13 protein-coding genes are annotated in these 16,021 nt (G+C 38.0%); 9 read left to right on the top strand and 4 right to left on the bottom strand.

Translation table 11 applies throughout. The annotated features are described in order from the left end of the window. The first annotated feature begins 80 nt into the window (after positions 1 to 80). The 6 genes from ESP02_RS01775 (at position 81) to ESP02_RS01750 (ending at position 7,454) form a co-directional block, all read left to right on the top strand. A complete protein-coding gene (locus tag ESP02_RS01775; RefSeq protein WP_002374774.1) occupies positions 81 to 950 on the top strand; it encodes a VOC family protein in 870 nt (289 codons plus the stop codon). A 207-nt stretch (positions 951 to 1,157) separates the two neighbouring features. Further along, positions 1,158 to 2,183, top strand: coding sequence for a serine hydrolase (locus ESP02_RS01770; protein ID WP_038399080.1), 1,026 nt, complete (start codon positions 1,158 to 1,160; stop codon positions 2,181 to 2,183). Between the two features lie 38 nt (positions 2,184 to 2,221). Continuing rightward, the gene (gene manA, locus ESP02_RS01765; RefSeq protein ID WP_038399078.1) at positions 2,222 to 3,172 is read left to right on the top strand and encodes a mannose-6-phosphate isomerase, class I; all 951 of its coding nucleotides are present in this window, start codon (positions 2,222 to 2,224) and stop codon (positions 3,170 to 3,172) included. Positions 3,173 to 3,264: 92 nt separating this feature from the next. Continuing rightward, complete coding sequence (locus ESP02_RS01760; protein ID WP_025478520.1) at positions 3,265 to 4,968, top strand: PTS transporter subunit EIIC; 1,704 nt, start codon at positions 3,265 to 3,267, stop codon at positions 4,966 to 4,968. 1 nt (position 4,969) lies between these two features. Then, positions 4,970 to 7,003 carry a BglG family transcription antiterminator gene (locus ESP02_RS01755; protein ID WP_002374766.1) on the top strand — a complete coding sequence of 678 codons (2,034 nt, stop codon included), beginning with the start codon at positions 4,970 to 4,972 and terminating at the stop codon, positions 7,001 to 7,003. Between the two features lie 10 nt (positions 7,004 to 7,013). After that, the gene (locus tag ESP02_RS01750; protein WP_002287254.1) at positions 7,014 to 7,454 is read left to right on the top strand and encodes a PTS sugar transporter subunit IIA; all 441 of its coding nucleotides are present in this window, start codon (positions 7,014 to 7,016) and stop codon (positions 7,452 to 7,454) included. Positions 7,455 to 7,652: 198 nt separating this feature from the next. Here ESP02_RS01750 and ESP02_RS01745 read toward each other — a convergent pair whose 3' ends face one another. Both ESP02_RS01745 and ESP02_RS01740 read right to left on the bottom strand, forming a co-directional pair. Further along, positions 7,653 to 8,780: a hypothetical protein gene (locus ESP02_RS01745; protein WP_002374764.1), complete on the bottom strand. Its 1,128-nt coding sequence runs from the start codon at positions 8,778 to 8,780 to the stop codon at positions 7,653 to 7,655. A gap of 2 nt (positions 8,781 to 8,782) precedes the next feature. Continuing rightward, positions 8,783 to 9,460 (bottom strand): ABC transporter ATP-binding protein, encoded by a 678-nt coding sequence (locus ESP02_RS01740; protein ID WP_002374762.1) that lies wholly within the window; start codon positions 9,458 to 9,460, stop codon positions 8,783 to 8,785. A gap of 263 nt (positions 9,461 to 9,723) precedes the next feature. Here ESP02_RS01740 and ESP02_RS01735 point away from each other — a divergent pair, with 263 nt between their 5' ends. From ESP02_RS01735 to ESP02_RS01725, 3 genes are read left to right on the top strand one after another with little or no spacing between them, the layout of a single operon-like run. After that, positions 9,724 to 11,490, top strand: coding sequence for a PTS mannitol-specific transporter subunit IIBC (locus tag ESP02_RS01735; RefSeq protein WP_002374760.1), 1,767 nt, complete (start codon positions 9,724 to 9,726; stop codon positions 11,488 to 11,490). A gap of 14 nt (positions 11,491 to 11,504) precedes the next feature. Next, entirely contained in the window at positions 11,505 to 11,942 is a 438-nt protein-coding gene (locus tag ESP02_RS01730) for a PTS sugar transporter subunit IIA (protein ID WP_002374748.1), read from the top strand. A 12-nt stretch (positions 11,943 to 11,954) separates the two neighbouring features. Next, on the top strand, positions 11,955 to 13,106 hold the full coding sequence (locus tag ESP02_RS01725; protein ID WP_002374747.1) for a mannitol-1-phosphate 5-dehydrogenase: 1,152 nt from the start codon (positions 11,955 to 11,957) through the stop codon (positions 13,104 to 13,106). A gap of 61 nt (positions 13,107 to 13,167) precedes the next feature. Here the strand turns inward: ESP02_RS01725 and ESP02_RS01720 are convergent, their stop codons facing one another. Together ESP02_RS01720 and ESP02_RS01715 are read right to left on the bottom strand one after the other, a co-directional pair. After that, positions 13,168 to 13,866 (bottom strand): type 1 glutamine amidotransferase, encoded by a 699-nt coding sequence (locus ESP02_RS01720; RefSeq protein WP_002315738.1) that lies wholly within the window; start codon positions 13,864 to 13,866, stop codon positions 13,168 to 13,170. Next, positions 13,859 to 15,211: a Mur ligase family protein gene (locus ESP02_RS01715; RefSeq protein WP_002287244.1), complete on the bottom strand. Its 1,353-nt coding sequence runs from the start codon at positions 15,209 to 15,211 to the stop codon at positions 13,859 to 13,861. Before ESP02_RS01715 ends, ESP02_RS01720 begins: the two co-directional genes overlap by 8 nt. Positions 15,212 to 16,021: the final 810 nt, after the last annotated feature.

Raw genomic sequence — 16,021 nt, 5'->3', positions numbered from 1 at the left:
TTAACAAAATCAAAGTTATTGCTTGAAAGAAGAAGAATCCATCGTTAAAATAAAGCTTGACGTAGAGGGGAGCAAGAAATATGAGAGATTTTCAATTGGGGGCTGCCACCTATTTAAAAAGTGTAGCCATTCGGGTGAAAGACCGAGATAAAATGATTGATTTTTACAAGAACGTTGTTGGCTTTGATTTGAAAAGAGAAGAAAACGAATTAGCCATTTTAGGAACAGAAGAAGCTGGAAGTGAAATGTTGCTGCTGGAAGAAAGTCCTAGAGCGAATGATCACATGGGGGAGATCAAAAAGCTGAACCGTTTCTCATTGATTATCCCTAGCACAGAAGAAATGGCAGATATTCTTTGCCGTATACGTAAAAAGAATTATCCAATCAAAGAAGCTTTAGAAGATCATGGACGTATGGGGATTTTACTCGTAGACCCCGAAGAGAATGAATTAGAAATTTACCATGAAGAGAATAAGAGTGACCAAAGAGAAGTTCCAGAGACGATGGATCAAGAAGCGTTGTTAAGAAAATCTGAAGAAAAATTCAGTAAACTATCAGCAGGATCTTATTTTGAAAAAATCCATTTAAATGTTACTGATTTAGCAAAAGAACGCCAATTTCTTAATCGTGTCCTTGGTTTGAAGGTACATAATGAAGAAGAGGGCATCCATGTATTGAATGAAGGAGATTTCCATGTTGGATTGACAGAAGCAAGTGGTGATGCCATCGATTTGCCTACAGATGAAGTGATTGGCCTTGATTTTCTGAAATTCATGATTGATACTGAAAGCATGGAAGGACTGATTGCTCACTTGCAGCAATTATCAGTCGATTTCTTCTTGGACAAAAAGCATACAGTACTCACAATCTATGATGCCATAGGAATCGAATGGTGGTTCGTCAGTGAGCCAAAAGAAAAGAATAAAACTGACATTCGATGCGACGCTTAACTTTTTCTTTCTTAACGATTGTCGCATGTCTCGTCATTTTATGAACGGTCATACTATCACTTGTTCTAGAGATAGAAAGAGCAAACAGTATACCGAATGAAACTGCGTGGTTTTCCGCGCAGTTTTTTTGTGTAAAAAGGTTGATTCCTCATAGATTAAGCTTTAAGCTTGGACTGTAAGAATCTGACAGAAAAGCAGGAGAAAAAGATGTACCCACAAACGAAACAGCTTATTTTGAAAAAAATGGAAGAAGGATTTTATCCAGGTGTAGCAGCCGCCTTCATCAAAGAAAATCAAGTAGAATCATTTACAGCTGGCTTTGCCCAAGTCGTTCCTGAAAAACAGCCGATGACAGAAGATCTGTTGTTTGATGCAGCATCACTGACGAAAGTCGTTGCAACCACTTCATTAGTTTTGCGTCTATTAGAAGATGGAAAAATAGAACTCGATCAACCACTGCATAAATATCTTTCTGAATTTGAAAATCAGACAATCACTTTGCGTCATTTACTGACACATACTTCTGATATCAAAACATGGATACCAAACAGAGATGAGCTATCTCAGGAAGAATTGATTGCCGCTTATTTGAAGCTAGAACCAGGTGAGCAACTAGGAAAAGAAGTAAAATATACAGATGCCGGAACGATTCTTCTTGGATTGATGCTGGAAAAAATTTACCAAGAAACTGCAGTGGAAATCTTTCAAGAACAAGTATTGGAACCATTAGGAATGATGAACAGCTTATTTCTTCCTTTTCCTTCCAAAAAAATCGTTCCCACAGAACAACTGCCTTCGGGTGAGGTTTTGCGTGGACAAACTCATGATCCGAAAGCAAGAGTTTTAGCTGAACATGCAGGAAATGCTGGGCTCTTTATCGATTTGAACGACAGCATTACTTTTGTCCAAATGTATTTGAACAAGGGAAAAATCAGTAATGGTCGGTTTTTAGAAGAAGAAACGATTGATTCTTTACTACAAGATCAAACTCCAGAAAAAAATGGCTATCGTTCTCTAGGGTGGGATTTAAAAAAAGATGTAGAAGACGGTCATGCGATTCTTTTTCATACTGGTTATACAGGTACGTTTTTCTTGATCGATATAAAAACACAAGAAGCGTTGATATTTTTGTCAAATCGCGTACATCCTGTCGATCATCGTGCGGAGTATCTCATATGTCGAGATGAAATTGTTGAAAACTTTTTGAAAGAGAAAGCGGTATTACAGAAATAATGCTATAATAGCTATGAAAAATGAGAGGAGTTTGAATTATGCAGGAACCTATGTTTTTAAAACCAGTTTTTCAAGAAAAAATTTGGGGAGGAAGCCGTTTACGTTCAGTCTTCGGTTTTGATATCCCTAACGATAAAATCGGAGAAGATTGGGCGATCAGCGCGCATCCTCATGGTGTCAGTGTAGTAGAAAATGGCGAATTCAAAGGGAAAAGATTAGATGAACTATGGTCAGAACACAAGGAATTGTTTGGCCATCCTTCAGAACCAGTGTTTCCATTATTGATCAAGATCTTAGATGCAGAAGATGATCTATCTGTACAAGTACATCCAGATGATGCCTATGGGATGAAACATGAAGGTGAATTAGGAAAAACTGAATGCTGGTATATCATCGATGCTGAACCTGGTGCAGAAATCATCTACGGTCATCATGCAAAGACAAGAGAAGAACTAGCTGAGATGATCAAAGATGGGCGCTGGGATGACCTTTTGAAGAAAGTACCAGTTAAAAAAGGTGATTTCTTTTATGTACCAAGCGGAACGGTCCATGCTATTGGTAAAGGAATCATGATTTTAGAAACACAACAAAGCTCCGATACGACCTATCGCGTGTATGACTACGACAGAAAAGATGCGCAAGGACAAACAAGAGAGCTACATATCCAACAATCGATCGATGTAACAACTGTCCCTGCGAAAACACCAGAATTACAAATCAAAGAAGTCCGAAAAGGGAATTCATCAATCGTCACTTATTTAGAAACTGAGTTTTTCAATGTATATGAGTGGGATATTAAAGGAATCACATCTTTCAAAAAACAAGCCCCTTATACGTTGATGACAGTGATTGAAGGAGCAGGAGACCTTGTTGTTGACGGAAAAACATATCCATTAGAAAAAGGAACAAGCTGTATCATTCCAAGTGGCGTTTCTGAGTGGACGGTCCAAGGTGAACTAGCAATCATTGCGTCTGAACCAGGCAAATAGTTCCCAGATAGCTGAAAGCGGCAGACGGTTTTCGTTTGCTGCTTTTTCTACATAAAATCCGTCTATCAATAAATAGAAGTATGGTGAAAAAGATGGAATACAAATGGAAAGCAAACGGCAGCAGTCGAGTGTTTACGAAACAACTAAGAAAAGCCGGACACCACTTGAATGAAATGATCATGCCAAACCTAAGTCTGTTTATTGCTTGGGGAATCTTGTCATTAGTAATAAAAGGTGTGTCTGGCGATTTGCACGCCACGTTGGAAAAGGTATGCCACTGGATGATTCAACTGCTGTTACCAATCTTGATCAGCTATTCAGGCGGAAAATCGGTAGGGGGACAAAAAGGGGCAGTCGCGGGTGCAATCGCTTCTTTAGGGTTGATTGCTCGTTCTGATGCCCCGCAAATCGTAGGAGCGATGATTATAGGGCCACTTGCCGGCATCTTGTATGAACAATTTGTTTCTAGATTTCATGCGAAATTCAGAGCTGGGTATGAAATGCTTGTCAGCAACTTACTAGTAGGGCTGATTGGTAGTGTTATTTGTATAATTGGAATCGTTTTTATTGAGCCAGCTTTAAATAGTTTCCACCTGTTGCTTGTCTCCGTCGTGTCTTGGCTAGTCAAAATGAATCTGTTGCCGCTTGTCAGTTTGATCCTAGAACCTCTAAAAGTATTATTTTTTAATAATGCAATCAACCATGGTGTGTTGACACCTTTAGGAATCGAATTCTCACAAGCAGTCGGACACTCTTACCTGTTTTTGATGGAGGCAAATCCGGGACCTGGTTTAGGGATCTTACTTGCTATCCTTTGTTTTGCAAAAAAACAGGAAAAAGTAAACGCAAGTGGAGCGTTGATGATCCATGCGATTGGTGGGATTCACGAAATTTATTTTCCGTTTGTCTTGTTGCGTCCATCTCTGTTTTTAGCTGTAATGGTTGGTGGAGCAAGCGGCACGTTGATATTCCAATGGTTAGATGCGGGATTAGCTACTCCTGTATCGCCCGGGTCACTACTCGTGATTTTTGCCAATACGCCTTATCCGCAACTAGCTGGGGTAAGCATAGGGATAGCACTCAGTACATCTGTAAGCTTCATTTGTGCAACGCTGCTATTGAAATTACCGAAAAAAGAAAAAGGAGACAACACGGTCAAAGAAAGGGGAGAAATTTTGGAACTATCTACCATTCATTCTGTCGTTTTTGCGTGTGACTCAGGCATGGGATCAAGCGCTATGGGAGCCGCCCTGCTGAAGAAGAAATTAGCAGCGGAAAAAATTAATCTCGCTGTCGGATACAGCTCTGTCTATGAATTGAACAATCAAGTAAATCAGCTTGTTATCGTCCAACATGAATTAGCGGATCTTGCAAGAGAAAAAGTACCTCAAAGTCAAATTTTCGTATTGGATCACTTTTTGGAAACAGATATCTTGCTGTCACGAATAAAAGAAGCGATCCACGAACCAAATTGGAAAGAAAAAAAAGAGAGAGTAGAAGTAGCAGAACAGAAAAAGTCGCTCGTCAACATTGTGTTTTTGTATAAAAATAATAGACGAGGTTCACAAACCATGGGCATGGCGATTTTAAGTCAATTAGCAAAAAAAGAGAAAAAACAGTTTGTTATCTTAAAGGAACCAATCGAACAGCTCAAAATCCAAGAAGAAACGATTTATATCGCCCAAAGAGAACTAGCTGTAAATGAACAGCTAAAAGAAAAGATCCCTCAGCTAGTCCTAGTGGAACATTGGGTAGCTACGAATGAATACGAAAAACTCGTGAAGGGAGAAAAATAAGATGTACTTATCGCCCAGAGAAAAACAATTATTAGCAGAATTTCTCAGCAGTCCCCCACCTGTGACTATCCAAAAAATGATGAATTTATTGAAAGTCAGCAAGCGGACCGTTTACCGCGAATTAGATAATCTTGAAATCTCATTGCAATCAGTAAATGCTTCGTTGAAAAAAGTAGCAAGAGGTTCGTTTGTCATTGAGGCATCGGAAGAAGTAATGGAGCAATTAAAAGAAAATACAGATGGGAAAAGCGATGATTTGCCTACTGCTAAACGCCAACACGCAATTTTAGCCGAGTTGTTATTAACGACAGAACCGTTGAGTCTTGCCCATTTTATGGAATTATACCGCATCAGTAATACTACTTTTTATGCAGATATCAAACAGTTGGAAGAAAGTATCCGCCAACTGCCTTTGGAAATCATTCGGAACCAAGGATATGAGATCGTAGGACCGGAAAAATACCGTCGGCTTCTAACAGCGAATGTATTAGAATTAGAAATCAATGAATATGAACTTTTTCATAGTATTTCTTTTGATTCATCGCTGAATTACTTTTTTCAATTCGTTGATCCGCAACATCTGTCTCTTGCACGCCAAGTAGTCGGGGAAGAATTGATCCAAAAAAAGACTAATCTAAGTGATAGAAAACTTGAACATTTGGTTTTGATGCTGACATTGACGATGGATCGTGTAACGAAAAATCATTTACTGACAAATGAGACGTATAATGGTCTGGCAAACAAAGAATTGCTTCAGACCGCTAAACGATTATTCTCACGGATTGCTTCTGAGACAAAACAACTTTATCCAGTAAATGAAATCGTCTTTTTTGCAGGATTATTAAATGACTTCACGAACTCATTTGATCAGAATTTCTTTGAAGAAACGTTCGATACACAGCTTGCTTATTTAGTAAAACAACTGATTCAAGAAGTAGGTGAAGAGACGAATGTTCATTTTTATGAAGATGAAACTTTGTACAAAATGCTTTTGACCCATTTGTCTGGTGTGTTTTCAAGAGCTGTTTTACAAGAAGAGACACTGACTAATCCGATTTTAGAAAAAATCATGGTTCAATATGAGGAAATTGCCAATGCAATCCGCAAAGCAGTAGAGCGGATTTTTCAAGAAAAGAAATTATCAGAAGAAGAGATTGCATATATGGTCCTTCATTTTGCAAATTCATTGGAAAAAAGTCCGAAAGAAAGCAATATCAGTATTGCAGGATTTTCACCAAGCGGCTTAGCTTCTACTAGCATGTTGGAACTGCGTTTGAAACGTTATTTTCCTTTCATTCAACAGATTCATTTCTATCGGATCGCTGATTTGAAAAAAATTGATTTACAAGAAGAATATGATATTGTTATTTCTACATCTATTCTACCAGGATATAATGGAACATATATTTTAGTCTCCCCGCTACTGCTGGAAGAGGAAGTCAAACAGCTAAAAGAAGCTTTTTCGCATATTGAGAAGAAAAAAAGGCAAAAAAATACGTATAACAGCAATAACGAGTGGATGCTAGAAGATACTTATGAGGAAACGATGCATTTCATGGAGCAAATCAATCAATTACTTGATCGTTTCTTTATTCAAGAACTAGATAACCCTAATACGGTCTCCGAAACGATTCGCAGCTTATTTCCTTATTTTCCTGAAGGACTAGTAACGGATGAAGAGGTGGTTCATCGCAGATTGCTTAAGCGATACGAACAAGCACCTATCGGAATTCCTCATACAAATATGGGGTTATTCCATACAACCAGCTCATTGGTTTCTAAACCGATCTTTTGTATTTTCAATTTGAAACAACCGTTGACAATTGACGGGATGGATAGACAGCCAGTCGATTTGTCCCGTATGTTAGTTATGCTGGCGCCTTCGCCAATCCAAGAAAAAGACGGGATTCTTTTAGGAAAAATCAGTGGAGCAATCATCATGAACGATTTGAACACCGAGATCTTCCGCTCAGGAAATAAAGAAATCGTTTATCAATTGTTAGCGAAAATCCTGATTGAAGAAATAAAGAAATGAGGGTGAAAAGATGATCCAGCTACCAGCAGAAAAAATATTGCTCGATCAATCCTATCAAAATTGGAAAGAAGCGTTGACCGAGATCGGTCAGTGGATGACCCAACAAGGGGGAATCAAACCGGCATATATCCAATCAATGATCGAAAGACAAGAAAAAGCGAGTGTCTATATCGGGAATTTCGTAGCCTTGCCACATGGGACTGACAAAGATGAAGAAGTAGTAGAAGAAGGGATCTATTTAGTCCAAGTGCCTGATGGTGTGGACTTTGGAACAAAAGAGGAACCAAAAATCGCGACACTCTTATTTGTAGTGGCTTTAAAAAAAGAACATCAGTTAGCTGTGCTACAAGATTTAGCATTTTTCTGTTCAGACATCGACCAAGTAATGGCGCTCAGTGATGCGGAAACCATTGAAGAAGTCCAAATGATTTTTGAACATGGACATATATAACCAATGTTCTCAGTAAAAAAGCTGCCTTGCATCAAGTAATAACTTCAACCAAGGGAAAAATAGGAGGAACTATTTTTGTTTGGTCGCTCTTATTACTGCGGATGCAAGCTTTTGAAAACTATTTATTCTAGAAAACCGTTTATTTGAAATAGGAGACGGTGACAAGATTTTTGTCACCGCTCCTATTATTTTTGTGTTTTAATAACTCTTTTTTATATAGATAGCGCCCATACCTATGAATAATAGAACGATACTCCATGTACCAAGTGTCAAGATACCATTCATGAAAGTAACCTGTTCTGAAGCTAGTGGCGAGAACATATCTCCTCCTACGATCACATTTTGAAAATCAACATAAGAAGTTGGCAAGTAATGACTGATTGATTCTATCCATCCAATCGAAGAAAACAAGCGATACTCTGCTAAGAAAAGACAAAGAAGTGTACCTAAAAGATTGACTAGAGAATGTTCAAATAAAGCAGATAGAAGAAAACTGATTGTACTTAAAAAAAGCACCCACAACAACAGGAACAGAAAACTCTGGGAAAGATACACATACATCGGAAGGATTCGTATCTCCTGACCAATGATCGTTCCTACAGGATAACGGAAGTCTCCCAAACCATTTTTGATTACTACTAGTATAGAGACGAACAAAAATGGAATCACGAGACTTAGCATAGCTGCACCATAATAAACGGTAAAACGGATGCTATGTTTCTTTACTATACTATCCGGTAATAGATTGACTAGAGAGATTACCTGCTTTCTTTTTTCATAAGAGATGATCGAGGAAAGAAACAAGGCGGTTATACATAAAATCAAAAAACTAGAAATCATTCCTGAAAAAATATTTTCGTAGTAATTCGCTAAAGGGAGGTGCGCTGGCAAGTCAAAAATTGAATATCTTTGGATCTGATGTTCTTTCATATAACGGAGCAACTCGACACGTTTTTGTTGTTCAATGATTGGAATTCCTTGTCTTTGACCAGAAATCAGTCGATCCAGTATATCTTTTTCATAATGATAAGTTGCTTCGACCATTTCCTGGACATTCCCTGTGTTTTTTGCACGTAAAATTGCTTCAATCAGTTTGTTGCTTTTCTCTAAACTTTCCACAAATTCTTTCTCATTCTCATCTTCTTTCAACGTTTCAATCAAACGTTGCGTCTCTTCATAGTTATGATTCAGTTCATCTAATTCTGTATAAGCAAGTTCATAATCAAAAAAAAGTGGGAATGCAAAGAGCACGACCAACAATAGAGGAAATAAAAAGTTTACTTTGTTTTTTAGTAAGAGATTGCGTTCAAATGTAAATAAAGTCATAGTTACACCTCATACAATTTACGATAAATAGCTAAAATCTCTTCCATATTTGAGGATTCTGTGACGATTTCTCCATTTTTTAGAAAACATGCTTTAGAACAAATCGATTGGATATTCGCGATAGCGTGGGAAGAAAGAAGAATCGTCTTCCCCTCTTCCTGCCATTGTCTGATCAGCCTATTCAAGACATCAATACTTCCTGGGTCTAACCCGTTCAACGGTTCATCGAATAACATGACAGATGAATCACTGATCAAGTAAGCAGCAAGCAAGACATGTTGTTTCATTCCTAGAGACATTTTTCCAATCGGCAAAGTAAGGTACTCAGTCATGTTCAATCGTTGGAAAACAGTTTGGCATTCTACTTTGCTCTGCCAATAGTATTTGATCAAAGTCAAATAATCAACAGCCGATAGATAATCGGATAACTGATTCGTTGATTCTAGAAAAAAGAAAGACCGACGGTAATCTGTATAAGCAGTAGGAGAGATGTTGTGAAGGGACAATTGATCATAAATTGTTGGCAGCAGTTGGGCAATGCCATTCAGCAAAGTTGTTTTGCCAAATCCGTTCGGGGCAATCAAAGCAGCTACTTCTCCTGATTCTACTAAAAGATCCAATTGTCGAATCACACGTTTTTTACCACGTTTCATGTTCATGTTTTTGATCAGTAATGTCATAGATAGGCCTCCAATATAAATTTTAATATCATAATAAAACAAAAAATATTCAAATAAAATGCTGACAAAAGTTATTATTTATATATTATAAAAAAATTAAAATAACATTTTTATTTAAAAGTAAAGTTTGCTGATCCCGAAATTTTTTTATTTTGCTGATATCCTCAAACCTTTGGCACAAAGTTTCGTGCCAAAGTACGACTATTTCTCTTTTTAGTAAGCGGATACAATTAGAGTATCAAAAGGAGAGAGGAAGAGACAAAATGGAACGGACGATTCCCAAAAACAACATTTCGTTAAAAGCGAAGGTACAAAAATTAGGCAGTACCTTATCAAGCATGGTCATGCCAAACATTGGAGCACTGATTGCTTGGGGTGTGTTAACGGCTTTATTTATCCCAGATGGTTATTTGCCAAATGAAGCTTTTGCTACCATGGTAAGCCCGATGCTAACTTATCTGATTCCTTTATTGATCGGCTATACTGGCGGAAAAGTAATTGCTGGTGACCGCGGATCAGTTGTGGGAGCAATTGCAACGATGGGTGTGATTGTCGGAACAGATATTCCAATGATGCTAGGCGCAATGATCATGGGACCTCTTGGTGGATATGCCATCAAGAAGTTTGATCAGCTGTTCCAAAAACGAATCAAATCCGGTTTTGAAATGTTGGTCAATAATTTTTCAGCAGGTCTTATCGGTTTTGGATTAGCGTTATTAGGTTTTTCTGCGATTGGTCCAGTTGTCGATGCATTGACTCAAGCAATGGCAAAAGGTGTAGAGATCATTTTATCTGCCCATTTGATTCCATTGACAAGTATTTTTATTGAACCAGCAAAAATCTTATTTTTGAATAATGCAATCAACCATGGGATTTTGACACCATTAGGAACTGAACAAGTAGCAGAGGCTGGAAAATCTATTCTATTCTTGCTTGAAGCAAATCCTGGTCCAGGACTTGGTGTATTACTTGCTTTTACTTTGTTTGGCAAAGGAGCAGCAAAATCTTCAGCACCAGGTGCTATGATCATTCACTTTTTAGGTGGGATCCATGAAATCTATTTTCCTTACGTCATGATGAAACCGTTATTATTCTTATCAGTTATAGGCGGAGGAATGTCAGGAAGTTTCATTTTCCAATTGATGGATGCTGGACTAAGAGCGCCAGCTTCTCCAGGATCGATCATTGCGATTCTAGCGATGACACCGTTCAATTCTTACCTTCCTGTTATTTTGGGCGTGATTGTTGCCGCAGCTGTTTCATTCGGTATTTCTGCAGTGATTTTGAAAGCGGATGCGAAAGATACAAATGAAGACTTTGAAAAGTCTGTGCAAGAGACAAAAGCAGCTAAACAAGCATCTAAAGGTGCCCAAAGTCTTCCTCAAGGAACTGCGCTATCTGGCGTACAAAAAATCATTTTTGCTTGTGATGCAGGGATGGGATCAAGTGCGATGGGCGCTTCGATCTTGAGAAAAAAAGTACAGGAAGCAGACTTGCCTCAAACGGTGACTAACCAAGCAATCAGCCAACTGACAGATGACTCGAATACATTGATCGTTACTCAGGTCGAACTACAAGAAAGAGCAAAACAAAAAGCACCGAGCGCGCGTTTTGTCTCAGTAGAAAACTTTTTGAATTCACCTCGATATGATGAAATCATTCAAGAATTGAGCAGCAAACAGGAACCATCAGTTTCTGAAATCAAGAACGAGCCAACAGAAGAGTTTCTTTCAGCAAACATCAAACAAATCAAAGAGATTCTACTTGTCCACGATGATCGTTCGGGATCAGCAACAATGGGGATGACCGTGCTCAAAGATATATTAGACAAGAACCATTTAACTATCCCGTTACGAAAAGTCAACATCCAGGAGTTAAAAGGGGAGCCTGATTCACTGATCGTAGCCAAAGAAAGTTTAGCAGAAAAAGCACAGATGGCTGCACCCCAATCCATTCATTTATCGGTTAATAGCATGGTCAACCCACAAAAATTTGAATCAATTGCACAATATTTGAAACACACAGCTTAAGGGAGGAAAACAGCATGCAAAGTTTGCCATTCGACATGATCGAGCTCAATCGATCATTTAAAACCAAAGAAGAAGCGATCCGCTATTGCGGTCAAAAGCTTGTAGAAGCAGGATGCGTTGATGAGGAATATATCGATGCCATGGTAGAAAGAGACAACATGTTATCTGTTTACATGGGGAATTTTATCGCGATTCCTCATGGAACAGATGAAGCAAAAAAATATGTGAAAAAATCCGGCATTTGTGTCGTACAGGTGCCAGACGGTGTCAATTTTGGTACGGAAGAAGAAGAAAAGATTGCGACTGTTTTGTTCGGTATAGCAGGAGTCGGCGATGAGCATCTGCAACTTGTACAGAAAATCGCACTTTATTGCAGTGATATGGACAATGTTGTCCAACTAGCAGACGCGCTCAGCAAAGAAGAAGTAACGGAAAATCTAGCAATTGCTTAAGGAGAGAGAAAAATGAGAGAAGTACATTTTGGTGCAGGAAATATCGGTCGAGGATTTATTGGAGAAGTTTTGGCAGCTAATGGATTTGAGATTACTTTCGTAGATGTGAATCACACAATCATTGATGCTTTAAATGAAAGAAAAGAATACGAAATCGAATTAGCAGACGAATCAAAAGAAAGAATCACTGTAAAAAATGTCAAAGGAATCAACAATCAAACAAATCCAGAAAAAGTAATCCAAGAAATCGCTGAAGCAGATTTAGTCACTACCGCCATTGGCCCGAATATCTTACCTTTTATTGCCGAGTTGATTGCAAAAGGTATCCAAGAAAGAGAAATGGAAGGAAACACAACACCTTTAGATGTCATTGCCTGTGAAAACATGATTGGCGGTTCAGCATTTCTAGAAAAAGAAGTGTATAAATATCTTCCAGAAACATCATTTACTGACAAATATATCGGCTTTCCAAATGCAGCAGTCGATCGAATCGTCCCATTACAACACCATGAAGATCCTTTATTCGTCCAAGTAGAACCTTTCAAGGAATGGGTCATTGACGATAGCCAAAGAAAAAATAAAGAAATCCAATTAAAAGGGGTTTTATATGTAGATGATCTAGAACCATATATCGAACGCAAACTATTTAGTGTCAATACTGGTCATGCGACTGTCGCTTATACAGGTGCCTTGTTAGGTTATCAGACCATTGATGAAGCAATGCAAGATGCGTTAGTTGTGGCACAATTAAAATCAGTTCTGCAGGAAACAGGAAGTTTGCTGATTGCCAAATGGGGGGTTGATGCAGAGCAGCATCATGCGTATATTGAAAAAATCATCCATCGCTTCCAAAACAAAAATATCTCTGATGCGATCACACGTGTCGCTCGGACACCATTACGTAAGTTAGGTTATCAAGAACGGTTTACACGGCCAGTGAGAGAACTACAAGAACATAACTTGACTTGCCCACATTTAACGGCAACAATGGGTATTATTTTTAATTACTATGATCCTGAAGATGAACAAAGCCGTCAACTGCATGAAATGAAGATCCATGAAAACTTAGAACAATTGATCCAAGAAGTCACAGGAATCAATGATCCGAAAACAATCGGGAATATCAAGCAAAACGTGAACCGTTATGCCAAGCAAGTCGCTTAAAATAGGATACGAAAAAGGGGAATGTGACGCAACTTTTGTCACATTCCCCTTTTTCGAATAACTAGGCTGTTTGTCCTTCAAGATAGGGCAGGTCCAACTCTTTACCGTAACGTTGTTCTAAAGCTAGGCGGATCAAGCGAGCTGCTAATTTCTCATTTCTTGCAAGGATAGGTCCGTGGAAATAAGAACCGAAGACATTTCGGTAAATGACACCTTCGGATTGATCTTCCCCATTGTTTCCTTGACCTTGTACCACTTTCCCCAAAGGCCGTTCACCTTCACCTAAGAAAGTCCGACCATTGTGGTTTTCAAATCCATAATAAGTTTCATTGAATTCTTCATTATGGATGACAATGTCACCGATAAACCGGTTATTTTCCTGACTTAATGTGTAGTGATCCAGTGCACTGATACCTTGGATCTTTTCTCCGTTGGCTCCCATGTAGTAGTGACCTAGCAATTGATAACCACCGCAAATGGCTAACATGACACCATCATTTTCGATATAGTTGATCAAAGAATCTTTCTTTTTCTGGATGTCTTTTGAAATGATCAGTTGCTCAAAGTCTTGACCACCGCCAAAGAAAACCAAGTCATATTTATCAGCATCAAAAGGTTCATGTATACTAACGATCTCCGTATGGCAAGAAACCCCCATTTTTTCTGCTACATATTTCAACATCAAAAGGTTTCCGTTATCGCCATATGTGTTCATCAAATTTCCATAAAGGTGGGCGATATTGAGTTCATAATTAGCCACGATTCATTCCTCCTTTGATAAATCCTTGAGCCGCTAGTTCTTTACGTAGCTGCAATACAGCAGTGTAAGTAGCTAAGATATAGACATGTTCAGTTGGCAATTCTTTGATTTTTTCGATTACTTCTGGTAATTCTTTTGTTTCTGTCAATTTATTTTCTGGAATCCCGGCAACTTTCAGACGTAAAGTCATATCTGTATGACGGTCTCCTCCAGAAATAACGGCTGGGATATCCATATCGGCAAAGTTTTCAAAATTACCATCCCAAATCCAGCTGACATCGATTCCGTCTGCGTAATTGGCATTCAATAAAGCCACTAAAGAAAATGGATAAGGAGCTAGACCAATCATATCGATTACTTGATTGATACCTACAGGATTTTTGACAAGTACTAATGTACATTTCTTTCCATTGATATTGATGACTTCTTGTCGGCCGAACACTTTCTCGTCATATCCTAACCCTTGTTTGATTTTATCAGGATCGACATTGAAATACTCCGCCACTGCAGTAGCTGCTAAAGCGTTGTAGACGTTATACATACCACCAACTTCGATTCCATATTCATGACCATCGATCACAAAATCTGCTGAAACATTGTCCATCCGTACCATATCAGTCAATCGGTAATCCAGTTCAGGACGTTTGAAATCACAATTTGGACAGTAATATTTTCCTAAGTTTGCATAAGTGATCATTTTATAATGCAGGATGTGATGACAATTTGGACACAAGACACCGTCTGTATTGTAATGCGCCATTTGTTCACGATCTTCTTCATGGTCAAAGCCATAATATTTTCTAGGATTAACTGTTTCAATCGAATTGAATATCGGTGAATCACCGTTACTGATAATCGTTGCATTTGGTGACTTTGCGGCACCGTCTACAATCATTTTATAAGTCGTATAAATTTCTCCATACCGATCCATTTGATCACGGAAAATATTTGTAAATAAAAATAGTTCTGGTTTCATATATTCTGTGACTTTGCTCAAACTTGCTTCATCTATTTCTAGGACAGCAAATTTTTTCTGTCCTTTTTTTGGTTTTGCCTGCAAGAAAGTCGATACAATTCCTTGTACCATATTCGCACCAGTAGGGTTGGTTAGAACTTCATCGAATTGCTGGCGCAAAATATTGACTGTTAAAGCGGTAGTCAATGTTTTACCGTTTGTTCCGGTAACAACGACGACTTGGTAGTCTTTTGCCAAGCTATCTAATATATGTGGATCGACTTTCAGCGCTAGTTTACCTGGTAAACTTGATCCGCCTTTAAAAAAAGTTTTTAATGCCCATTGCGACGTTTTCCCAACTGCAATCGCAAAATGACTGCGTATTCCCATTATGTAACCTCCAAAAACGATTTGCTGACGAATAAATTCAACTAATCATACCATATGTTGAAAAAAAGGTTAAATTGCTTTTCTTATTCTTAAGAAAAGGTTATGTCAGAAAGAATAATGATAAAGATAGTATAGTTTTTAAACATAAAGCACTCGCTTCCTTTCTGGTTGGGTTTGGTCACAGGGATGAGTGCTTTTTGTGTACCTTAAAATCAAAAAAAGGGGCATTTGCTCTTTACGCTGGTATTAACCACTAGGTTCAAAGGGTCAGGTTTTACCTTCTCAACGCCGTAAGGTCCCCTTGCAAATCAAACATATTTAGTTCTTCTATCATTTTAGTTGAAAAGGTTATTATTTAGAATAGTTTGTTCAACTTAAAATGTATCTTATAAGGGTAAACACATGATTTTTTTCAGAATCCTTTTCGTGAAGGTAAAAGACTTTTAACCGTAAAATAAGGTTTTGTTCATGATAACGAGAGGTCGCTTCTTTCCATTTTTTTTTGCTTATTTTCAGATAGATTTGGAAAAGAAAGATGAAATTTTTTATTTGATTCGACAATAAATGCCAAGTATTCTTGATGTATGAAAGTAACTTTGTAAATAAAGTAAAGTAGCATACTAGGATAAAGTAAAAATCATTCCATTGTATTTCTTATTATAAATAACACAACATATTTTTGACGTATACATAAAAAAAACAGTCATCAGATAATGGAATAGTGAGAAATAACAAATGTTTAATCACAGTCCATTTTTTTCTATCCACAGAAAAAAAATTTTTTTGATATAAATATGAACTATTGAAATG

Source organism: Enterococcus sp. NBRC 3427, assembly GCF_007996925.1.
Taxonomy (GTDB): domain Bacteria; phylum Bacillota; class Bacilli; order Lactobacillales; family Enterococcaceae; genus Enterococcus_B; species Enterococcus_B lactis.
The sequence above is the reverse complement of the archived record's forward strand: the minus strand, read 5'-3'. Positions and strand labels throughout refer to the sequence as shown.